This is a genomic window from Thalassotalea fusca (genome assembly GCF_053485835.1).
In genome coordinates this window covers 1-23,737 of sequence record NZ_JBQRUN010000014.1, presented here as the reverse complement: position 1 = coordinate 23,737, position 23,737 = coordinate 1, and the positions used below count along the sequence as shown (strand labels likewise).

The following is a 23,737-nucleotide window of genomic DNA, read 5'->3' as shown; positions in this document are numbered from 1 at the left end:
CGTTTACTTGCTAAAAAGTAAGTTGCTCAATAAATAACCATATAATATTACTGAAGTGTAGACATAAAACTCTGGACAATAAAACGCTATATTTTGTATTGTTTAATCAAAAATTTTGATTAGTCAGTAAAAATAAGGCTTAACGTGAAAATCGAGCTGTTAAAAACCTTTTTGGAAGTCTGTAGCACATTGCATTTTCGCATTGCGGCAGAAAACCTGTTCATCACGCAATCCGCGGTGAGTGCACGCATTAAACTATTAGAAGATGAGTTAGGCGTACTCTTATTCGACCGAAGTCAAAAGCATCTTAAGCTTACAGCCGAAGGGCATCGACTCATCAAACACGCGAATGAAATGATTTTCGTATGGCAAAAGACTAAGCAAGATGTAGGTATCGCGCGGAATGAATCACTTCAGTTGGTTATTGGTTCAATGATGTCGATCTGGGATACAGTATTGCTTGATTGGTTACAAAAAACACACCGCAACCTCGATGACGTAAGTTTGTTAACCAATACCTATAGCACCGTGGAGCTAAGAAAAAGTGTGTTAAACCGCATCGTAGATTTGGCTTTTCTTTTTGAACCACCATTAGTTGAAAATCTAGTTACAGTAAAAACAGCGACCATCCCCCTTCATTTAGTGTCTACCGAACGAGTAAGCGCTTACGAGGCATTTCGCCAAGACAGCTTTATCATGGTTGACTATGGGGAAGCAGTAAACGCGCACTTGACCAGAGAGTTCCAAGATGCCCCTCCAGCTAAACACGTGATGAGCCAGCCGAGAATCGCACTTAATTTTATTTTAGGCGCGGGAGGAAGTGCTTATTTACCACGACAAATGACATTTGAGCATACTCAGGCTGGTCGATTATTTATTATTGAGGATGCACCGGTATATACTCGAGACGTACATGCCATATACCTAGAAAAAAGCCAAAAAGTAGAAATTATTGAGCAGGCGCTACAATTATTTCCCCGAACGAACTAATCTCTTAATTATGTGAAAATAAAGCCCTTAACTACCAATAGTTTCGGTGTTGTTCTAGGCTTAAGTAGTCTACTGTTAACTATAATTATGCTTCATGACAGATATTAGTGAACTCAGCCTAAAACGACTGTTAGAACATGCGCATATCGGTGTGGTCATTCATCGGTGGGATACTTCTATCGTTTACGCTAATCCCACAGCGTTGCGATTACTGCGGTTAACTTATGATCAAATTATAGGAACCGATGCATTTGATCCACTGTGGTGTTTCGTCGATGAATCTGGCAAAAAAATGCCTACGGAAGAATTTCCTGTTAATAAAGTTATCAAATCTCGCCAACGACTGAATAACGAGGTGTTGGGCGTAATCGATAGTAGTCGGGAAGAGATCAGCTGGTTTATGATTAATGCCTACTATGAAGGGACGCCCAGCAAAGATAACAGCTTCATCGTTGTCACCTTCAATGACATTTCAGATAGTAAGAAACTCTTCTCATTTCAAGATATCGTTGAAAACACGCAAGATATTGTGATCGTCACTGAAGCAGAAGATATCGATTACCCGACAGGGCCAAAAATAGTTTATGTTAATCAATCCTTTGTTGATTTGACGGGCTATTCACCAAAAGAAGTTATAGGGGAAACACCAAGAATATTACAAGGCGCATTAACTGACAATGAATCAAAGGCTCGCATTCAATCGGCGCTAGAAAAACGCTACCCCGTCAGTGAAACTATTTTGAATTACGATATAAATGGTCGTCCTTATTGGATTGATATGAATATCATTCCACTAAAAAATAAATACGGCGAGGTCACGCACTTTGCTGCCATAGAGCGGGATGTAACAGAGCTGAAATTTCACCTCGAGCAACTAGAGAAACGCAATCAAGATTTACGCGCCTTGAAGCAAAGCTTAGAAGAACGTGTTGAAAAACGGACACTTGAATTGCAGCTTGCCAAAGCACAACTTGAAAAAATTGCTTATTTTGATCCCCTAACTAACATCCCCAATCGACGCTTTTTTATTGACCAGGCAAATAAACTAATAAAGTCATGTAATCGTCATAAACAACCCATGGCGTTTGGCTTACTCGATGTTGATGACTTCAAAGAATTCAACGACTCATACGGCCATGACTTAGGTGACGTTGTATTGCAAGAAATTGGAAATTGCTTGAATGAACTCTATAGAGAAGACGATGCTTTTTGTCGCTATGGAGGGGAAGAGTTTGCGTTTGTGATCGCCATCAATCAAGAAACTGATGCTCATACTTTTGCCAAAAGGCTGCTGAGTAAAATAAGAGACATTCGCATTGAACAATCCGATATGCCATTGATTAAAGTCACTGTTAGCTTAGGGATATCCATTTGCCAGCCACATGCAAAGGCAGATTTAGAGCAACAAATAAAACTTGCTGACCAAGCAATGTATGACGCCAAAAACAAAGGAAAAGATCAATACATTGTAGCGTCCGAGTGAGTATTCTAACATGAAGCACGGAAGTTGAATCGAGAAGCACATGTAAATACATACACATACCACTTAACATAGCAAAAAGGTAGTCAACCACTTCCTTGGCTTAATTCACAACAAATACACTATTAATATAAAAAACGACCGTTAAATAACAAAACGTTCTAGCAAATACAGGCAAGTTTCAACCTGTATTCTAAAATTTATCTATGTAGCTATCGCTCAACAGCAGTAAACGCAGAAAGGATTTCAATATGGATATATTGCGCATTAATAAGATTACGTTCACCCCTCTCTATTCACGGCATCGTTGTACAACACTTTACACGTGTATCTAATCGAACAATTCACTACAAACGGTATCTTGGAGTGTTTCCGCGATGAAAGTTAACTCAATAGCCACTAGAGTTTCAGTGGGTGTATTCGCCATAATCGTCATTTTATGTGCCATTGTCGGTTTTAATATTTCTCAGCACAGTTTAATTAAAGGTTATTCTAAACAAAGCTTTGAACACGATGTGCCAGCAACACAATTAAGCCTGAATATCAAATACCAATTAGCTCGTGCTCTCGATGCGCTTAGAGGTTGGAGTTCAATTGGTGATGAGCAATTTAGAAGGGACTTTAATGTCGCTTGGCTAGAAATTCAACAATTTAAGAACGAACTTACATTATTGTTGGAAAGTGAAGCTGTACTTCAAAATAGCAAGCTCAGATTACAATTTCGTGATTTATCTAACAAACTTAACGAACTTCAGACCACTCAAAAGAAAGTACTCAACATAGCCCAAACGCCTGATAATTTCCCAGGGATACAGTTACTAAATTTTGACATTGAACCCAAAGTCAAACAGATTTTAGCGTTGGTCACTCAACTAATTGAAATGGAGGCTGCACGGCCACCCGAGCAGCAGAGTTTTGATGTGCTCAAGCAGATGGCAGATTTTCGCGCCAGTTTAGCCACATCAGCATCAAGCTTTAGGATTTACTTACTTTCCAGAAACGATACCTATCGACTGCAATTCCAAACACAGTCACAAAACAATTCCATCAGTCTGCAACGGTTGAAAAGCCTAGAGCTATTATTGTCAGATGAGCAATTACAAGTGCTTGCAGAATTGGAGTCGTATCACGCGGTTTACGCTCCACTCCCCCAAAAATTAATTGAAATGCGCTTGTCTGAAGACTGGAACGTTTCGCAAATGATGCTTAATGGTATTGTCGCTCAACAAGACAGTGAAGTTAGGCGTCTCATTGATGAAGTTTACCTCGTTAATTATCGACAAATGATGAATAACATGACGGAGATAGAACACAGCCAGAATTCAGCTTATAGCATTTCGATAGTTTCATTGGTTGTCGGCATTGTGTTTGGCTTAGCTATGACCTATTTTTTAACGCGGATGATTACCGCGCCTATTGATCAGGTGCTCAAAATTGCCAATAGCATTAGCCGGGGTAATTTTAATGTAGACACAGACATCAGAGGCACGCACGAAGTCGTGCAGCTTTCAAATGCACTGTCAAACATGCTGAAAATGCTCAGAAAAGTAGCGACGCATGCACAGGCAGTTGCAAAAGGAAAGTATGACAATACTTTTATACCTTCCAGCGATGAAGATCAATTAGGCAAAGCAATCCAACGCATGTCCCAAAACTTATCCGAAACAACACGTCATAATGAACTACAGAACTGGTCAAGTACTGGTGTTGCTAATTTCAATACTGCACTACAAGGTCTAACCGATATCGACGAGATATTACCGGTTATAACTAACTTCGTTGGCAATTATTTCAACGCACAAGTTGGCGCCTTGTACCTGCTCGAAAGAGGCAAACTCAAACTAACAAGCAGTTATGCATATAAATACAGAAACAACAGCGATGTAGAGTTTTCATTGGGTCAAGGTTTAGTAGGTCAAGCAGCACAAGAAAGAAAAACCATTGTATTTTGCCAACCTAAGGCCGATGAAACACCATTAGAGGTCAGTACTGGTTTCGCTACAATGTTACCTCACTACACAATAGTCACACCGCTAATTAATCAACAAAATACCACCAACGCGCTTGTTGGCGTATTAGCGGTTGGCTCTGTTGAAGTATTCAATGAAACACAAATCGAAACCCTAGAAAAAATTACACAAAACGCAGCGGTTACCATAGATATGGCGCGTTCAAGAATCAGGCTTCAGGAATTACTGGAAGAATCGCAAGTACAAGCCGAAGAACTACAAGCACAGCAAGAAGAATTGCGCGTGGCAAACGAAGAATTAGAACAACAAACCCAAATTCTAAAAGAAGCACAGGAAGAACAGCAAAGACAAAGTGATAAACTGGCTAAGAGTAATGAGGATTTACAGAAACAATCAACATTACTGGAAGAACAAAAAAGGGTACTTGAAATCAAAAATAACGAGGTTGAAGAAGCCAAACGCCGTATTGAAGAAACCGCACAAGAAGTGGTACAAGCCAGCAAGTACAAATCCGAATTTTTAGCCAATATGTCACACGAATTAAGAACTCCACTTAATTCCCTACTGATACTCTCGGAAACGCTTATCGCCAATGATGATGGTAACTTGTTGGAAGATCAGATTGAAGATTTAGAAATTATCCATAGCGGTGGCAACAAATTGCTCACGCTAATCAATGATATTCTTGATTTGGCTAAAGTCGAATCAGGGAAACTTTCCATTATTAAAGAAGACTTCAGTTTACAAGAGTTTGCTAATAGCATTAGTGCAGAGTTTGAGCCTGTCGCAACCAAAAAACAGTTAGTATTTAAGATCGCCATTGACGAATCGATCCCACATCATGCGCATACGGATGTTCACAGGCTTGAGCAAATTATTAGAAACTTGCTGTCTAATGCGTTGAAATTTACTCACAAAGGTGAAGTTTCTTTTACCATATCGACCAGCAGCGACTCAAAAGTACTTGAAAAACTAATGACGCTGGAAAACACACCTTTTGAGCAATCACTGGTATTCAAAGTAACTGACACAGGTGTGGGCATTGAACAAGGTGCACAAGCTGCAATATTTGAAGCATTTCAACAAGCTGACGGTTCTACCAGCCGAAAATATGGTGGTACAGGGCTTGGGTTAACGATTTCTCGCGAACTAGCACTACTTTTAGGTGGTTATATTACACTAGATAGCGCTCCTAACGAAGGCTCTACATTTACGCTGTATTTGCCCTACATCGAGCCGAAAGTTATTAACGCAGATGATCACGAATTAATTGTAGAATACTCAAACGCAGATGATGAACTTGATCACGTATTCATTGATGATGATCGAGAATCGCTTGAAGATGCCGATAGTAATATTGTGCTTGTCATTGAAGATGACCCACAGTTTGCGAAATCTCTGGTGAAAATTGCTCATCAACGAGGGTTTAAATGTATCGCAACAGATACTGGTCGTTCAGGACTTGCGCTCGTAAACCGCTATCCGGTTTCCGCGATCATTCTTGATTTAGGCTTACCCGATTTTAGCGGCACAAAGGTGCTTGAAGGACTCAAGGCTTCTCCTGCTACCAAAGACATCCCTGTACATATCATAAGCGGTAGAGACGAAGCGACAGAAGAAACACATCAAGCCATTGGTTTTTTGACCAAACCTGCCGACATCAGTTCTCTTAACAAAGTCTTTGGCTTGTTCGAACAAGAGATAAACAACAATTTTAAACGGATATTACTCATTGAAGACGATAAAGAAAATTGTTATGCATTAAAGAAATTGTTTTCGAAAAAACAAATGGAAGTCACAAGCACTAGCTACGGTACCGAAGCCATTAGTTTATTAAATGACAACCATTATGATTGCGTTGTGTTGGATTTAACGCTCGACGATATGAATGGTATCCAGTGGCTCGAACAATGTGAAAAAGAGGATATAAATTTACCGCCAGTTGTTGTTTATACCGGCGAAGAACTTTCAGAAGAAAAATACAAGAACTTGCTAAATTACACCAATAGCATCGTTATTAAAGGCAATCGTTCAGCAGAACGGTTATTTGATGAAATCATTCTATTCTTATCTTCAAGCAACCAAGAAAAAGCGCCAATTTCCGAAGTCGATACAACCTCAGTTAAAGAATTATTTGCCAATAAGAAAATACTTCTTGTGGATGACGACATCCGTAACACCTATGCACTGTCCAAAGTATTGAAAGCCAAGGGCATGAATATCATTATTGCTGACAACGGACAGATGGCAGTTGACAAAGTCTCAAGTGAGCAAGATATCGATCTCATATTGATGGATATTATGATGCCAGTTATGGACGGATACGAAGCGATTAAACAGATTCGTGAACAAAACCAACACCCATATCCAATAATTGCGCTAACCGCCAAAGCAATGGCTGAGGATAGAGAACAGTGCATAAATGCAGGCGCTAACGACTATCTTACTAAACCCGTTGAAACCAAGAAGCTACTCGAAATGGTGAAGGTATGGTTGAATCAGTAGACGAAACATATACCGACGCAGATTTGTATCAGCTAAACGAGCTTATAGCTGCGATGAAGTCTTCGTATGGAAAAGATTTCAGCCACTACACAAAAAGCTCCGTGTTTCGTCGAGTTATGCGACGTAAAAATTTATGGAATTTGGCTAATATTGGAGAAATGGTTCCACTAATCACCAATGACCCGTGTAAATGGCAAGTGCTGTTTAATGACTTATCGACCTCAGTCACTCAATTGTACCGAGATCCGTTCGTCTTTAAATGCCTCCAAGAAGAAGTGTTTCCTGTGTTGGCAACGTTTCCATTTTTTAAAATTTGGGTTGCCGGCTGTTCAACTGGCGAAGAAGTGTATTCGTTAGCGATATTGCTTCATGAACAAGATTTGTTAAAACGAGCAAGGATTTACGGCACAGACTTTAACGATAGCAATATTACCAAGGCAAAAGATGGGATTTATAACCTCAGTGCAGTTGCCGATAGTCAAACGGCCTTTAATGCCGCAGGAGGAAGAAAAACACTTACGGATTACTTTCATGTTGCTTATGGCAAGTGCAAGGCAAAACCTTTTATTACGAAAAACATTACGTTCGCTAATCATAACTTAACGTCAGACGGCGTATTTGGTGAAGTTGAGTTAGTACTTTGCCGCAATGTACTCATTTACTTCGATAAATCGCTAAAACAGCGAGCATTAACTTTATTTGATCAAAGTTTATATCCTGGCGGTTTCCTTACCCTTGGAACACATGAGTCTATTATGCATCAAGAGCAAGCTATGAAGTTCACCTTAGTCGATCGTTATGCCAGTATCTACAGAAAGCAACTTCCAACTAATGATTAACTACGGGATTGTAGTGATGGGAGCATCTCAAGGAGGAATTAACGCGTGGAAAGAAATATTTCCCTGTTTAGACAAGGGTTTAAAGGTACCTGTTATTGTTGTGCAACATCAAAAAGCAAACAGCGGCAACACGCTTGTGCAGTTTTTGGACACATTAACCGAGTTACCCGTTGAAGACGTGGTAGATGGCATGGCAATGCAATCAGGACATATCTATTTAGCGCCCGCTAACTATCACTTATTAGTCAATGCAAATACAACGTTTAGTCTTGACGTTTCGGCCCCCGTTCAATTTAGCCGACCCTCTATTGATGTTACGTTTCAATCTGCTTTGTCAATTTACGGTAAGCGCCTCCTTGCTGTGTTACTCACTGGTGCCAATAGTGATGGTGCATTAGCGATGAAACTCGTAAACAAAATTGGAGGCACAACCATTGTTGAAGACCCAAGTACAGCCGAAGCGTTTTATATGCCTAAGAGTGCAATAGCTCAATGCTATCCAGATTATGTTTTACCACTTGCACAGCTATCGCAAAAAATTAGTCAATTAACAGGTTCTTTCTCCCAAGCATCAAATAAAATGGAGTCTACATTATGAATTCAATACCAGAAATTTGTGAAGAATACATTAATCAAGAACAGCACCATGCAAAGATTCTGATAGTTGATGACGGAAGAGAAAATCATCGCGTAATAGAGCGAATCTTAGCGAAAACAGGCGCTGAATTTTACAATGCGCTTTCAGGCCAAGAAGCGATTAGCTTGTCCCTTCGCCATAAATTTACGGTTGTTTTGCTCGACGTAATGATGCCGCAAATGGATGGTTTTGAAACAGCTTCAGTATTGCGTTTCAACGAAGAAACCAAAGATGTACCCATCATTTTCATAACAGCTGCCGATCGTAACAAAGAATTTGAATTTAAAGGCTATGAGCTAGGAGCGGTTGACTACTTATCTAAGCCCGTAAAAGCTCACACGCTGCTAAGCAAAGTAAACGTATTTATTAAACTTGAATCACAGCGCTATCAATTAGAACAAACGTTAGATGACATTAAACGTTTAGAAAACCGTAATCAGTTAATACTCGATTCTGTCGGTGAAGGCATCTTAGGCATAGAAATCAATGGTGATATCAGCTTCATTAATCCCGCAGGTGAATCCATACTAAAGGTTACTGAGCACGCATTAATTAATAAGCATTTTTTCGACGTCGTTTACAATGCAGAAGATGAAGATGGCTTACAAACCCAGTGGTGTAACATGCCACTATTAGAGTATTGTAAGAAAGGGGAAAAGTACACAGAAAGAACGGCAACATTTAAGCGTAACAATGACGAATATTTTGCTGTTGAATATACCGCAACCCCCATTAGAGATGAGCAAGATTTAATTGGTATCGTCGTCGCATTTCAAGACATTACCGAACGTAAAAAAGCGGAACAACAATTACAGCAACTCGCTCGCTACGATTCGCTCACTGGACTGCTTAATCGATATGCTTTTGGTAACTATCTAAAGCAATTAATCTCTCGTGTTAAGCGTCAACACTCTTCATTTGCGTTGCTTTTCATTGATATGGATAAGTTTAAAAACGTCAATGATACATTAGGACACGAAACGGGTGATTCACTGTTGCAAGAAGTGGCTGTGCGCTTTAAATCGTTAATCCGAGATTGTGATGTATTGTGCCGGCTAGGTGGAGACGAATTTACCTTAGCGATTGAAGCAGCGAGTTCCAGAATTGCTGAAGACGCCATAATTGTGTCTGAGAAACTCTTAAAATCGTTTGAACAACCTTTTAATATTAATAATCATGAGATATCTATAGGTGCCAGCATCGGCATTTCCGTTTACCCCGAATCAGGCACAGAAATTTCACAGCTGATGCAAGCAGCAGATCTTGCCATGTATAAAGCAAAAGAAACAGGTACCAATTTATTTCAATTCTTCACTGAGAAAATGCAAGAGGAAGCGCTTGAAAACATTGCGCTAGAAAAAAAACTTAGGCGCGCCATATCTCATCAAGAGTTTTCGTTAATGTACCAACCTAAAATCGATTTACAATCAAATAAGGTTATTGGCGTAGAAGCCCTTATTCGTTGGCAAAAAGATGGCAAGAACATCTTAGGCCCTGATACATTTATACCAGCTTTGGAAGAGCTAGGATTGATAGAAGCAGTAGGTGAGTTCGTATTGAAAGCGGCTTGTCAGTTTTCTCAAAGAATAAATCAGCTTTCGCTAGATTTACCGATAAAAACAGCCATTAATCTTTCTTTGAAAGAAGTTATTAACCCTCAAATTACGCAAATTTTTGAAAACCAACTAGAGCAATATGAATTACCCGGTGAATACTTTGAAATAGAAATTACCGAAACTTCGATGATGCATGAACCCAAGCAAACAATAAAACAGCTACATGCATTCCATGAGACGGGTGCATCAATTGCCATTGACGATTTTGGTACAGGCTACTCCTCACTGAGCCACCTTAGCAAGTTGCCGCTTGATGTGCTGAAAATTGACCGTTCTTTCTGCAAAGAAATCGGCCAAAATCGTAATACTGAGAACATCATCAAATCAACTATTGCTTTAGCACATACGCTTGAGCTGAAAGTGGTCGCAGAGGGCGTAGAAACTGAAGAACAACTCGCATTTTTGAAAAGTATGAACTGCGACATTATTCAAGGTTATTACTATAGTCCGCCGTTACATTTTGATGAGCTTGTCGAGTTTGTGAAAAAACATCAATAAGAGGCATATTAGGCTGTGTCAAGAATAAGAAAAGATCAATGGCTAAGTAATTATGCCATTGATCTTTTCTTACCAATTTAACGATACGATTAGTTAACCACTATGGTTTATAAACGATAACGGTCTCTCCTTCATCACTGGTAAAGGTCACGCTTTGCTGTTTCTTCCTAATACCACTTTGTGAGCATGTATTATCAGAACACGTTCCTTCACCTGACGACCAAGTCCCCAATAAAGGCTCATTATTTGCGTTATACACAACCGCTGTCCATGTTGAACCGTTATTGATGCTGTCAGTCAACAGTGTTGCCTCTTGCTCTGAAGACACATTCACATCATCACTGGTCGCATCAGAATCATTGTCGTCGTCCATCACGGTTAAGGTTACTGAATAGGTACCATCACTCGCGTAGGTATGACTTGTTGTTTCACCGTTCCCCGAATTGCCGTCGCCAAAATCCCACGAATACGACACGATTGTGCCATCACTATCTGACGAGGCAGATGCATCAAACTCACAATCTAATAGCGAACATGAGGCGCTAAATGACGCTGTAGGTGGGTTGTTGCTGTCAGTACCTGTAGCAATAAGAACAGGATTAAAGTCAGCAGCTCCGATATCCAGTAGTGGTTCCATAATACCGTCACCCGAATCATCAACCCAGTCAAAGTTTCCTTTGCTAAGCAAGGTGCTTTCTATCGTAGCTGGCGACATGTTATTACTTGCGAGTAACGCTGCCGCACCAGCAACATGAGGAGCTGACATTGATGTGCCACTAATTGTGCCATAGCCACCTCTCTCTATAGGAAACGTCGAAGTAATACAAACCCCTGGAGCCGTTATGTCGACCGTACTTCCCCAATTACTGAAATCTGCTAAAGTATCGTCTTGATCGCTACGACAAGTAGGTGACGCACCGCCTCCAGGCAAGCCATTGAAATCAGCCAAAGCCGAAACGGTTATCGCATCCGGTGAATTTGCAGGCGTAAATCCGCTGCTGTCTGCATTGCTATTACCTGCCGACACGACTACCGTCACACCGCTAGCAACCGCAGCGCTGATTGAATCGTTCATTGCGCTACTGCTTCCAGAACCACCTAAACTCATATTGATCACTTCAATATTGCCTTGCGCTACCACCCAATCTACACCAGCGATAATACCTGAAAGTGAACCTGAACCCTGTGAATTAAGCACTTTTACCGCCCAAAGCCGAGCGCCCGGCGCAACGCCAACAACCCCTTCATCATTATCTAAAGCTGCTATTGTCCCTGCGACATGTGTGCCATGATAATGGTCGTCATCGCCACCAAGTGATTCATCACAAAAATATTTGCGCGATCTACCCGGTCCTTTAGTGGTATATAAACAATTGGCTCCACCAACCACGTTTAGATCGGAATGCTGTTCATCGATACCAGTATCAAGCACTGCAACGTCAACATCCACGCGAAAATCATCAAGTCCGTCAATATCGAGTTCAGCTTGATTAGCAAATATTCGCTCAACACCCGTTGGTATATTTTGTACGAATGCCGTCATCGGAATGTCTTCTTCAACATATGACACATTAGGATTGCGCAAAATGCCATTAAGTGCTGCAGACGACACAGCAATAGAAAAACCTTTTATTGTATGGTTGTAAAGGAAACCCACTCTGCCGTTACTTTGCCTTGCGATGCTGGCGGCGACTTCATTAGGGTTTGTATGAGCCTTTAATACGACCACATACTGCTTTAAATCAGGGGGCGATTTTGCATAGCTAAACGTGGTTAGAATTAAGGACAAAGATATTAGGATTAGAAATGACTTAACTGACATACTCACTGCTGTACCTCCCGCAGAATCTGAGTGCAATATACTAATTATAGATAACTGTTTACTTTTTACCCAAAAGATAAAGGAATAAGTTGTCGCTGTATCCACAACAACAACTAACATTATGAAACAGGTGAATTTTTAACTTAAATCTACGAAAAAGTTTCTGGAGTACGTAAAAACAGTGCCACTAACCTTTTTGGTAATCGTCCAACGAATGCCTTTAATCATAAGTGTTCAAAGCCTGTATTTCTTATTCAATGATTCTAAGAAAGTATAACTAATAGCTCAACAGCCAACTTAAGTTTCTATTCGAAAAATGCGTTCAATGCCGCAATTCGCTCCAGCCTAGTGAACAATATTTATACGTTTGTCGTAAATATAAGTAACTTTGCCTTAATAGCTCTATCTGTCTTATTTAGAAACTGATATCTTTGCGTGTTTTTGCACGACCTAATTTCCTATTCACACCATAAGATAACAACGAGACGGCAGTATAATGAAGATAAAATCTCCCCTAGCGTGGGCCTTACTCGTGCCATTAACTTTGGCAACTAGCGTGTATGCCTCTGCAATAAAGCAAACGAAAGGCGACTTTGAAGATAAATTTCGCCAATTAGAAGAAGTTTTACCAACACCAAATGTATACCGCAATGCGGCCGGTGAGCCTGGTGAAAGCTATTGGCAACAAAAAGTCGACTACAAGATTAAGGTTTCGTTAGACGAAGAAAAGCGTCGAATTTCAGGTAGTGAAAAAATCACCTACCACAATAATTCGCCGTACAAACTAAAATATTTATGGGTTCAGCTTGACCAAAATATTTTCAAAAACGACTCAATTGCTAATATGACGAGCACTTTCGATTCGGCACCTGCTGATAAATCGGGTACACAAGCGAAAGCGAGCAAGCTAAGTCTGAATCAACTGCGTCGCCATCAGTTTATGGCTGACAACGAATTAGGTTATGTCACTAGTGCAATTAAAGACGCCAAAGGTAAAGAACTGCCATTCACTATCGTTGGAACACAAATGCGCATCGATTTACCGAAAGCACTAAAATCAGGTGATTCGGTTAAATTCTCTATCGATTTTGCCTTCAATATCGTTGAAGAAGATGCCATTTCCGCGCGCTCAGGTTATGAGCACTTTGAAGATGACGCCAGAGAAGGCGGCAACGATATCTTCTTACTTGCACAGTGGTTCCCTCGTTTACATGCCTACACAGACTATGAAGCATGGACTAACAAAGAGTTCTTAGGTCGTGGCGAATTTACCCTTGAATTTGGTGACTACGAAGTTGAAATCGATGTGCCTGCTGACCATATTGTCAGTGCAACGGGTGTATTGACTAACGAAAAAGACGTACTAACCAAAACGCAGCGAAATCGTTTAGAACAAGCCAAAACTGCCAAACGCCCAGTATTTGTTGTCACAGAAGAAGAAGCGTTAGAGAACGAAAAAGCCGGCACTGACAAACGTAAAACATGGAAATTTAAAGCTGACAATGTTCGTGATTTCGCTTGGGCTTCTTCACGCAAGTTCATGTGGGATGCGAAGGGATATCAACAAGGCGGCGATGACATGCCATTTGTTATGGCAATGTCATTCTATCCTAAAGAAGGTGGCGACCTTTGGAAGAAATACTCTACTGAGTCAGTAATCCACACAATGGATGTATACTCACGCTTCTCGTTTGACTACCCATATCCAACAGCGCAATCGGTCAATGGCCCAGTTGGTGGTATGGAATACCCGATGATTACCTTCAATGGTCCTCGTACCGAGCTGCAAAAAGATGGTACGCGTACCTATTCACAAGCTGAAAAACGCTTTTTGATTGGCGTCGTTATTCACGAAATTGGCCATATCTATTTTCCTATGATTGTTAACTCAGACGAGCGCCAATGGACGTGGATGGACGAAGGCTTGAACAGTTTCTTAGATGGCGTAGCTGGACGTGAGTGGGATCCAAACATTCCTTGGGGTGTTGAACCGCGTGACATCATCGGCTACATGAAGTCTGAAAAACAAGTGCCAATTATGACGCAATCTGACAGTGTTTTACGTTTAGGTCCTAATGCTTACACTAAACCAGCGGCAGCATTAAACATTTTGCGTGAAGTGATATTAGGTCGCGAACTTTTCGATTTCGCTTTCAAAGAATACTCAGAACGTTGGCAGTTCAAGCGCCCAACGCCTTCTGATTTTTTCCGTACCATGGAAGAAGCTTCTGGTGTTGATTTAGATTGGTTCTGGCGTGGCTGGTTTTACTCAACAGACCATGTAGATATTTCAGTCGACAGCGTATATCAGATGCGTCTTGATACGAAAAATCCTGATATAGATTTCGCTCGCCTGCGTGACATCGAAAACAACAAGCCACCATCACGTTTTGTTGAACGCAACAAAGCAGAAGGCAAAACGCTATGGATTGATCGTAACCCAGATGTTTCTGATTTCTATGACGAAAATGACCGCTTCACTGTTACCAATAAAGAACGTAACGCGTATCAAAAATTCCTTAAGGGATTAAAACCTTGGGAGCGCAAAACTTTTGAGCGTGCTATAGCAGAAGATAAGAACTACTACGTGATTAACTTCTCAAATCTTGGTGGATTGGTGATGCCAATTTTACTTGAACTAACTTATGCTGATGGCACTAAAGAAGATCAATACATTCCAGCTGAAATCTGGCGTCGTACACCTAAGCAGGTAAGTAAACTGATCGTTACCGCCAAAGACAAAGAGCTAGTACAAGTAACGGTTGATCCCGGTTGGGAAACAGCCGACGTAAACGTGGAAAATAACCACTATCCTCGTCGCATTATTCCTTCACGTGTGGAAGCCTATAAGCGCAAGAAAAGTAAAGCAAAAGTTAGCCGCGATATTATGCAAGATATCAAAACTGAACTAAAAGTTGAGAAAGACGAAGCTAAAGAGCAAAAGGATAACTAATGCTAAAGCAGTTATTTTTATCTTTGTGTCTAACACTTTTGCTGGGAGCTAACACTACGTTTGCTCACCAGCAAAAAGCGGCCGAAACTACCGTGCTATTCAATAAGAACTCTGGCCAACTTGAAGTGATGCATCGATTCTATTTGCATGACACAGAGCACGCAGTACAAGCTTTGTTTGACAAGAATGCAGATATTCTTGATTCACAAAAAACACAACAGCAATTTGCTGATTATGTTGCCAAACAGTTTTTAGCACGCACGCTAGCTGACGATGAAATGACCTTGTCAAATGTTGGCTATGAAGTGGAAGGCAAGTTTTTCTGGGTGTATCAGGAAGCTGTGTTACCAACTGAACTTAAAGGTATAAAGCTCTTTAACGGTGCTTTACGTGACCTTTGGCCAACACAAATCAATATGGTGAATATTGAAGGTAAAGGCAAAGTTCGCACGCTATACTTTAGTGAAGACAAAGACTGGCTAGTGGCCAAGTTTTAATATTTAGCCCACTGAAACTGCACAACGTAAAATGCCGAAGTTGAATTAACTTCGGCATTTTTTGTTAGCTCACTAATGCATGAACGTTTAGTTAGCTCCCGATTGTCCTGAGCTTGTCGAAGGGGCTGAGTAGAAAGCGCGACGAATCGAAGGGTAAACAAAAGCCAATCTTTTATAATCATTTACGCAGTGATAAATAATCCGTACGTCCTGAGTGTGAGGAACGAACAAATCGAAGGGCGACTGCTGCGCGCTCATCGAACGTTTAGTTAGCTCCCGATTATCCTGAGCTTGTCGAAGGGGCTGAGTAGGAGGCGCGACGTATCGAAGGGTGCGCTCATACTTAAATTGCTGCTGGGTATTAAACCTACTGCTCATTAATCTCTAAGCCATATTTCCCAAACAATGTATCTAAAATGCCCTTTTTCCTCATATTTCCCAGTAACTCATTGATGTATTCAATGGCAATGTGACTATTTTTTCTTACTAACACCGTATGATTGTAGATTTGGTCGTATTTGTCTGAAATCAGTAATTTATCTTTGTCTTGGGGAGATTGCATAAAATGATAATTCAGATATTCCTTAGACAACACCGCGATATCACCACGGTTATTGAGTATTAATTCCAAACTTTTTTTCTGGCCGTCTGTTTGTATCAATTTAAAGTTTTTGGAAAGAAATTCCGGATCAGTACTAAAATTTGCAAACTGGTAATGGTAGCCAAGTACACCAATCATCACCTTATCTTGAAAATCATTAAAAAACGATTGATCACGTTCGGGTTTGGCTAAAGTTACATATACTTCATATCCAGTAGCAAATGGATACGACGCCGTAACTGGATAATCCTGCCAGCCCCATTTTATATCTTCAAAAATGATCATGTCGAATTTGTTCTTTTCAAAATCGAGATAGCGCCGCTTAGACGTAGTTGGTATACCGACGAACTTATACTGATGCTGAAACGCATTCATGGCATCTATAAGTTGAACGGCTATGCTCTCAGACCCGTCTGTGACAAATGCATACGGCGGGAAATCATACAAACCAACCTTTACAATTTCAGCGGTGAATGCTTCAAACGATAGCCAAAGCCCTAATATAAAAGTGTGTAATTTCATTCGCCTATATCTTCATTCCACAGTTCAGGTTTCGCTGCCATGAATTCGTTCATGAGCTTTTTACATTCATCAGAGTCAACCAACACCGTTTCAACGCCTCGTGATCTCAGCAGCTCCTCATCCCCCATAAAGCTCTGATTTTCTCCTATTACTACCTTAGGTATACCATAAAGCAATATCGCACCAGTACACATGGAACATGGTGACAATGTGGTATAAATAACGCTTTGGCGATACACACTTGCAGGTTGCCTGCCTGCATTTTCTAATGCATCCATTTCCCCATGTAAGGTAGGACTCCCTGTTTGCACCCGCTTGTTATGTCCTCTGCCAATAATTTTTCCATTATGAACCAGCACTGAACCAATAGGGATACCACCTTCTGCTAGCCCCTTTTTCGCTTCATCAATTGCCGCTTGCATGAATTCATCCATATAAAAACCTCTGAATTGATTCAACCTGTGGATTAATATCAGTTTAGGAGTAAAAAGCGAAAACTAACAAGCGAATATATAAATCAAGCGTGGAGAGTACAGTTATGTTGGTAATGTGTGTTTATCATTGCAGGAAAAAAAGGTGGAGTATAGCCCCCACCTTATAGAAGCGCTTAGATTTGTTTATCTAAATGCAGCCATGTCAGTCTTTGTCGTATTTAAGACTAAGGCATTAAAATTACTGCTTTCAGTACCCATCGCCTTGCCACCATATTGAACAAATGGATTTGACCAATAATTTAATCGCGTACAACCGCGACGGCAGTTGTAAGCCATAATAGTTCGCCAGCCATCACGATCTGCTTGATAGCCATGGCCATAAGCAAATGGTGTATTTGTTGGATCGTTTTTCGGATCATGACGCGCTGACTGCAAATGACCAATTTCATGACCAAACGAGTAGTAACCGGTTGCACAATCATAATGTACTGCCGCAAACGCTGTTTCAGCAGTAGAACCAATATCAGAAGCAAGTCCACAATATTGACCGTTATCAATCATCAGCATTCCTACGTCTGCATTTACCTGATCACGCGTATTATGGATACTGTCCATCACGCCATCACTGGTATTGCGATAATGCCCTAAGTCAGTACTAAAATTGCCAGTTTCGCTGTAGTTAATTTCATACTTACCCGCTAACTCAACAGAAAGGGTAATACCAGAGTTAACATAGCCTTGATTAGTTTCAGCTATTGCTAAATCAATAAGACCGTTGATGTCGCCACTAGCCGATGCCGCCGCAGGAGTGTAGTGAACCATAATGCGTAATGTTTCACTTGGACCCGGATCAGGTGGCGTTCCAGGATCACCGCCTCCCGGCTTGCCCTTACCTGCTTTGTCGCCGCGACTATTGTCCGCCATCTGATCGTATTCAGCAGGATGGTCTGCTGGCATTTGAGATTCATCAACGGCAATAAACGCATGACCTGCGCCTGCTAGTGGTCTTAATTGATATAACTCGCCTTCAAGACGAATATTAGCGGTTACTTTTTGGTTATTTCGTACCAGAGTTACTGAGTTTCTCGGATCTAGCTTGTCAATATTACCCGCTGTTTCAAGAATATTGCCTGACCAAATAATGGTGCCATTACCCGTTTGCTTCGCAGATTTTTTGACGAGCGTATACGCTATGCCATTAATCGTAAAGCCAATTTCGTCACTATTGGTTTGAATACTCTGTGCATCCAATTCCACTAGCTCAATTGCTCTGGCATGCGCTTTTGCAGCCATTTTATTTAACACTTTATCTTTACCCCAAGCGTTCGCTTGAGCATGCTCTGGCATCTTGCTGTTAATTGATGTTGCCGCCATGGCCGTGCCAGTAAGCAATGTTAAGCTAATCGCTTGCACTAATTTATTCTTAATCATTGTTAGTTTCCTGTTGTGTAATTATTATTGCCTATCAGTTCAACGCGACAGCGCTGTTTATCTGACAAGTGTTTTCAAACTAACAAGAAACCAAGGCATTAACTCACAGCTTTGCGACAAAAATTCGTACTAAAACGACAAGTTTCACTTGTAATTTTTTCATTTAAAATAGTACGTTACGTATATAAACAAGGAGAAACAATTGGCAATAAATAGCACTAACCATCATTCCACGGCGTTTCAATTGGTTTTGATACACTATCATTAGATTTAGCTTTGTTGAGCAATCTATGCATTTAACTATGACGTGTATCTCATTAATCAACACACTATATCAATTGATGTTCTGATATACTTACCACTTTCCCGAGCTAGCACGTGTTTTAGCTCGCCAATTTGCCAATAGTTGAGCCCTTTCATGTCTAACGCATTTTCTACTACCAATCTATCTCACGCATTACTCGAAAACCTTGAAAGTTTGGGGTATCACAGCATGACTGAAATTCAGGCACAATCTTTACCCCTTATGCTGGAAGGTAAAGACGTCATTGGTCAGGGTAAAACTGGCTCAGGTAAAACTGCCGCCTTTGGCTTAGGCTTATTACATAACCTCAACGTGAAGCGCTTTCGCGTACAGTCATTGGTGCTTTGTCCTACACGCGAACTTGCCGACCAAGTAGCCATTGAAATAAGAAAGCTAGCGCGCGCAATACACAATATTAAAGTACTAACCTTGTGCGGTGGCTCACCAATGGGACCACAAATTGGTTCATTAGAGCATGGCGCTCATATTATTGTGGGCACACCAGGTAGAATTGAAGAACACATTAGAAAAGGCCGATTGTCATTAGCCGAGTTAAATACATTGGTATTGGATGAGGCCGACCGTATGCTCGACATGGGATTTGAAGAATCTCTTGAGCGCATTGTTGCAGAGTGCCCTGCAACGCGACAAAACTTGCTATTTAGCGCCACTTACCCGAAAAAAATTGAACAGCTGGCAAGTCATATAATGACGGCTCCTGTCAAAGTTGAGGTTAAGAGCACCCATGATGAAAGCTCGATTAACCAATACTTTTATGAAGTAGAAAATAATGATGCGCGAATTGATGCAGTTAAGCGATTACTTTATAAGTTCCAACCACAATCAACCATCATTTTTTGCAACACAAAACTTGAGTGTCAAGCACTGGCAGATAGCCTCGAACAACAAGGTGTTGGTTGCGCAGCTTTGCACGGTGATCTTGAGCAACGCGATCGCGACAGGACACTGATCCGGTTCGCCAATCAGAGTTTAACCGTATTGATAGCAACTGATGTTGCCGCTCGAGGTATCGACGTCGACAATGTTGAGATGGTCGTTAACTACCACATAGCGCATGATCCAGAAGTGCATGTACACCGCATTGGGAGAACAGGGAGAGCAGGCAATAAAGGTAATGCTTGTTCACTTGTCAGCCACAAAGAAGCACATAAAATGATTCGCCTCGAAGAATACTTAGGCCAGTCAATTTCACCAGAACCTTTACCCACTGACGAAGTTTTTAGTAACGAGCTTGTGCAGGCATCAATGGTGACCTTACAGATTGACGGTGGCAAAAAGAACAAGTTACGCCCAGGCGACATTTTAGGTGGATTAACCTCAAACCCGGCAATTAAAGGCGAACAAATAGGTAAGATTAAAGTTCAGGCAATTTCATCATTTGTTGCAGTAAACAAAGCCATTGTCAAACAGGCACTCAAAACAATCAGTGAAGGCAAAATGAAAGGGCGTACATTTCGTGTGCGTAAAATAACCCGTTAAACTTAGTAATCTATTTTATGACATTAGGTACGCAACGCCTTGACCATTTCCTAGCCAAATATTGCAAAATATCAAAAGGCGATGTGCGCTTATTACTAGCTAAAAATCGTGTTTACGTTGACGGCAAACTTGCACAGGGAATAGACCAACGAGTTAATCAGTTTAGTCAAATATCATTAGACGATAGAGAAATTCAAAACAACCCTGCATATTACGTGATGCTGCATAAGCCTGTAGGTGTTGTTTGCGCGACGAAAGATAACATACACCCAACCGTTATCGATATACTCCCATTTGAATTTAAGCATGAACTTCATATCGTTGGGCGACTCGACTTAAATACTAGCGGCCTTGTATTGTTAACCAATGATAGCCGCTGGTCTGAGGCAATTACTCAACCAAAGCAAAAGGTTGAAAAAACCTATCAGGTCACTCTTCAAAACCCAGTCGAAGAAAGCTACGTCTGTGGATTCAAACAAGGCATGTATTTTGAGTTTGAAAACATCACCACACTACCAGCTAATTTAACCGTAACAGGTCAATACAGCGCCGAAGTAAAACTGGTTGAAGGCAAATATCATCAGGTGAAGCGAATGTTTGGTCGTTACCGTAACCCTGTAATTAAGCTACATCGCAGTCAAATTGGCGAGCTCAAGCTAGATGAGCAATTAGCCGCGGGCCAGAGTAGGCACATGACAAAGTTAGAAATAGATGCATTTAAGAACTAACCTCGAATACATTGGCAAATGCAAACATTGTCTGCGAGCATTGGTGTTCGGTAAGCGCTGAATACAATTCATTGCTCAAAGAGAAAACCCCAGCCTAAGCTGGGGATTAGAACTTGTTGAGTTGACCGATAAGTTAACTTTCAACAAAATCACAACCTATTGTTTTAGCTCAACTTTATTAAATAAAGCATTCATCCATTAGCACCCAAACTAGCCACTAACTCACTCTATTGGCTTAAGGGTAAAGTATAATGGTAAAAAATATACATTTATCCCGCCAACTCGCGAACAAGTATCTTTAACTCTTCTTCCGAAAACTCAAATTCAGCCCCTTCCTCCATGGCCATCAATTGAAGAAGTTTCTCATCAATATCAGTAGTCAATTCAATCCCGTGTTCTTGATATAACTTAAAAGCCACTCGAGCTATTCTTACAACGTCGTAGCCTTTATCAAGCTCTGTTTGCAATACACTACTAAGTTCTTTCGCTGTAAGTGTCATAACCCTAACTCCCTCGCCGTTAACCGATCTGTTACTTAACGGATCAACATTACCCGAAGGGTTATGAGTTTTCTATGTAAGCTTGAATAAATAAGTGCTATTTAACAAACAGTAAACTCTTTTTGTATCTAAAGCATTCCACTCGATAGTTTCGCCGTTATCTTCGTCAATATATATGGTTATCGTTTCGTTAATGCTATGGTTACTACGCTCAATGAGCTTAAGTGTCTTGCTTCCTTCACAAAGGCTTTGTATTATTTCTTGAATAGATGGCGAGCCTTCTGGACTTTCGGCGATAACATTCTTTAATAATGAGCCCACTATCGCCTCCAAGTTGAGCGACATTAATGAGTTAGTTCCGCTCGAAATCAACCACAATAAAAACAAATCATGCTGAGTCGCTCGTTTAAGTTCTTCAAGCTCACCAGACTCGTACCCTAAAGCTGACCAAAGTTCCTTCAACTCTTGTAAAGGGCATATCAAAACGGAAGAGTTTGAAATTCTAAGGTATCCTTCAACTTCCACATCAGAAACTATTGGCACAAATACAACAAAGTCACCAGCAATTCTCAGGTTATGCAAATAGCCTTTGTCGCCGTTATAATTCAGGCGAACTTGCAGCTCTCCATTAACGCTCGTGACCAAATCATCTGCAACGCCATTAAACACTGGCAATCCGAAATATTGTAAATCAAGTATCTGATCGTAATCGTCGCCGTAAAAACTATACTTAAAATTATTATTCATATTTTTAATTCGCTACATTTTCAATACTTGGAAGCTCCCACCTCTTTGAGTAGCGCGCCCAATCACTCTTTGGAATAAATGCTCTGTGTCGCATTATTTTTCCACCTTTGTCTGTCGTAATATGGAAAACACCTTCTTTTCCATTAATCGTACCCTGTTGCAGATATTCAGAGCGGCCATTTGCCCTAACGATAGGCTTCTGAGAAAGAATAGATTTTTCGAAAGATGCAGGGAAGTTATGGAAGGCATCTTCACTCATTCTTTTTAAAGTTCTGGCATCGTAAATAGGCAGCTTGTCTCCACTCCTTGAAGATCTAATTGCAGTTCCAAAGCCAGTCCCACCAGGTGTGAAAAAGCCCATTACATCTCCACCTAAAGCAGCAACATTATCCCCAAAATTATCACAATCTCCAAAGATATTTTCATTCGCTATTTTATAAAGATCATAAATAATAAAGCCTGCATCAACAAAACCGTCGAATGAGATAAGCCCACTTGGATCAATGAAGTTAATAGGATCATTAAATACATACCCATAAAGATTACTATCACCAGCTGAAAAGCGAATTGGATCTTTACTGGTCCAACGGCCTGGCTCTGCACTGTAATCCCTAGCGCCAAAGCGGGTCAGTTGCGTAGCTTGATCATAAATACCACCAGCAAAGCCAAACGGTTGGAAACCTGGATTAGTATCGTGAGTGATAATACCAAATTCATCATAATCTATACGCTGGGCAACAGCGCCAGTGTCAGCGTTGACGACCAATCTTGGGCTACCCAAATGATCTGAAATAATTTGATAGGTAACGCCACCTTTGAGCATGTAATCAGGTACATTGGTTTTCGTCGCATAAATGAACTGACTTATAATTGCATTATTTGAGTCAAGTTCAGCGACTGGCTGTAATTGCCCGCCATACAGAAATCCTTGTACTAATGCTCCATTAACTTTTTTTCCAATCCTTCTGTCCTGTGCGTCGATAATATAATCAACAACAGTTTCATCTGGCAGAGTGACTTTAAGTAGGTTCCCCAAAACATCGTAGCTATACTGCGTAACATCGCTTCCACAAGTTTTCTGTTTTAGCTCACCATTAGCAGTATATTGGTAACTACAGTTGCCATAACTGGTTAATCTGTCTTGGCTATCATATACACCATTC

Annotated in this window: 17 protein-coding genes; 10 read left to right on the top strand and 7 right to left on the bottom strand. The window is 40.7% G+C overall.

Annotated features, from left to right (window positions below; genetic code table 11):
* The first annotated feature begins 144 nt into the window (after positions 1 to 144).
* From ACSLUK_RS15245 to ACSLUK_RS15220, 6 genes are all read left to right on the top strand, one after another.
* Entirely contained in the window at positions 145 to 990 is an 846-nt protein-coding gene (locus tag ACSLUK_RS15245; RefSeq protein WP_448549534.1) for a LysR family transcriptional regulator, read from the top strand.
* Between the two features lie 94 nt (positions 991 to 1,084).
* The gene (locus ACSLUK_RS15240) at positions 1,085 to 2,473 is read left to right on the top strand and encodes a diguanylate cyclase (RefSeq protein WP_448549533.1); all 1,389 of its coding nucleotides are present in this window, start codon (positions 1,085 to 1,087) and stop codon (positions 2,471 to 2,473) included.
* 374 nt (positions 2,474 to 2,847) lie between these two features.
* A complete protein-coding gene (locus ACSLUK_RS15235) occupies positions 2,848 to 6,945 on the top strand; it encodes a response regulator (RefSeq protein ID WP_448549532.1) in 4,098 nt (1,365 codons plus the stop codon).
* Positions 6,930 to 7,784 carry a CheR family methyltransferase gene (locus tag ACSLUK_RS15230; RefSeq protein ID WP_448549531.1) on the top strand — a complete coding sequence of 285 codons (855 nt, stop codon included), beginning with the start codon at positions 6,930 to 6,932 and terminating at the stop codon, positions 7,782 to 7,784. The genes ACSLUK_RS15235 and ACSLUK_RS15230 overlap by 16 nt, the downstream gene beginning before the upstream one ends.
* A complete protein-coding gene (locus ACSLUK_RS15225; RefSeq protein ID WP_448549530.1) occupies positions 7,744 to 8,382 on the top strand; it encodes a chemotaxis protein CheB in 639 nt (212 codons plus the stop codon). Before ACSLUK_RS15230 ends, ACSLUK_RS15225 begins: the two co-directional genes overlap by 41 nt.
* A complete protein-coding gene (locus ACSLUK_RS15220; RefSeq protein WP_448549529.1) occupies positions 8,379 to 10,535 on the top strand; it encodes an EAL domain-containing protein in 2,157 nt (718 codons plus the stop codon). Before ACSLUK_RS15225 ends, ACSLUK_RS15220 begins: the two co-directional genes overlap by 4 nt.
* Positions 10,536 to 10,635: 100 nt before the next feature.
* Here ACSLUK_RS15220 and ACSLUK_RS15215 read toward each other — a convergent pair whose 3' ends face one another.
* Entirely contained in the window at positions 10,636 to 12,357 is a 1,722-nt protein-coding gene (locus tag ACSLUK_RS15215) for a S8 family serine peptidase (RefSeq protein WP_448549528.1), read from the bottom strand.
* 496 nt (positions 12,358 to 12,853) lie between these two features.
* On the opposite strand from ACSLUK_RS15215, the gene ACSLUK_RS15210 reads away from it, so the two are divergent.
* Both ACSLUK_RS15210 and ACSLUK_RS15205 read left to right on the top strand, forming a co-directional pair.
* Positions 12,854 to 15,310 (top strand): M1 family metallopeptidase, encoded by a 2,457-nt coding sequence (locus ACSLUK_RS15210; RefSeq protein ID WP_448549527.1) that lies wholly within the window; start codon positions 12,854 to 12,856, stop codon positions 15,308 to 15,310.
* Positions 15,310 to 15,807: a DUF6702 family protein gene (locus ACSLUK_RS15205; protein ID WP_448549526.1), complete on the top strand. Its 498-nt coding sequence runs from the start codon at positions 15,310 to 15,312 to the stop codon at positions 15,805 to 15,807. Before ACSLUK_RS15210 ends, ACSLUK_RS15205 begins: the two co-directional genes overlap by 1 nt.
* A gap of 367 nt (positions 15,808 to 16,174) precedes the next feature.
* On the opposite strand, the gene ACSLUK_RS15200 is transcribed toward ACSLUK_RS15205, so the two are convergent.
* From ACSLUK_RS15200 to ACSLUK_RS15190, 3 genes are all read right to left on the bottom strand, one after another.
* The gene (locus ACSLUK_RS15200) at positions 16,175 to 16,930 is read right to left on the bottom strand and encodes a substrate-binding periplasmic protein (protein WP_448549525.1); all 756 of its coding nucleotides are present in this window, start codon (positions 16,928 to 16,930) and stop codon (positions 16,175 to 16,177) included.
* Entirely contained in the window at positions 16,927 to 17,364 is a 438-nt protein-coding gene (locus tag ACSLUK_RS15195; RefSeq protein WP_448549524.1) for a nucleoside deaminase, read from the bottom strand. Before ACSLUK_RS15195 ends, ACSLUK_RS15200 begins: the two co-directional genes overlap by 4 nt.
* A gap of 183 nt (positions 17,365 to 17,547) precedes the next feature.
* On the bottom strand, positions 17,548 to 18,795 hold the full coding sequence (locus ACSLUK_RS15190) for a M12 family metallo-peptidase (RefSeq protein ID WP_448549523.1): 1,248 nt from the start codon (positions 18,793 to 18,795) through the stop codon (positions 17,548 to 17,550).
* Positions 18,796 to 19,213: 418 nt separating this feature from the next.
* On the opposite strand from ACSLUK_RS15190, the gene dbpA reads away from it, so the two are divergent.
* Both dbpA and ACSLUK_RS15180 read left to right on the top strand, forming a co-directional pair.
* Complete coding sequence (gene dbpA, locus ACSLUK_RS15185; protein ID WP_448549522.1) at positions 19,214 to 20,599, top strand: ATP-dependent RNA helicase DbpA; 1,386 nt, start codon at positions 19,214 to 19,216, stop codon at positions 20,597 to 20,599.
* Positions 20,600 to 20,616: 17 nt separating this feature from the next.
* The gene (locus ACSLUK_RS15180) at positions 20,617 to 21,327 is read left to right on the top strand and encodes a pseudouridine synthase (protein ID WP_448549521.1); all 711 of its coding nucleotides are present in this window, start codon (positions 20,617 to 20,619) and stop codon (positions 21,325 to 21,327) included.
* Positions 21,328 to 21,596: 269 nt separating this feature from the next.
* Here ACSLUK_RS15180 and ACSLUK_RS15175 read toward each other — a convergent pair whose 3' ends face one another.
* The 3 genes from ACSLUK_RS15175 to ACSLUK_RS15165 all read right to left on the bottom strand — a co-directional run.
* A complete protein-coding gene (locus ACSLUK_RS15175) occupies positions 21,597 to 21,827 on the bottom strand; it encodes a hypothetical protein (protein WP_448549520.1) in 231 nt (76 codons plus the stop codon).
* Positions 21,828 to 21,899: 72 nt separating this feature from the next.
* Complete coding sequence (locus tag ACSLUK_RS15170) at positions 21,900 to 22,574, bottom strand: hypothetical protein (protein WP_448549519.1); 675 nt, start codon at positions 22,572 to 22,574, stop codon at positions 21,900 to 21,902.
* A 4-nt stretch (positions 22,575 to 22,578) separates the two neighbouring features.
* Positions 22,579 to 23,737 (bottom strand): RHS repeat domain-containing protein (locus tag ACSLUK_RS15165; protein WP_448549518.1); only part of this gene is annotated, 1,159 nt, incomplete at its 5' end.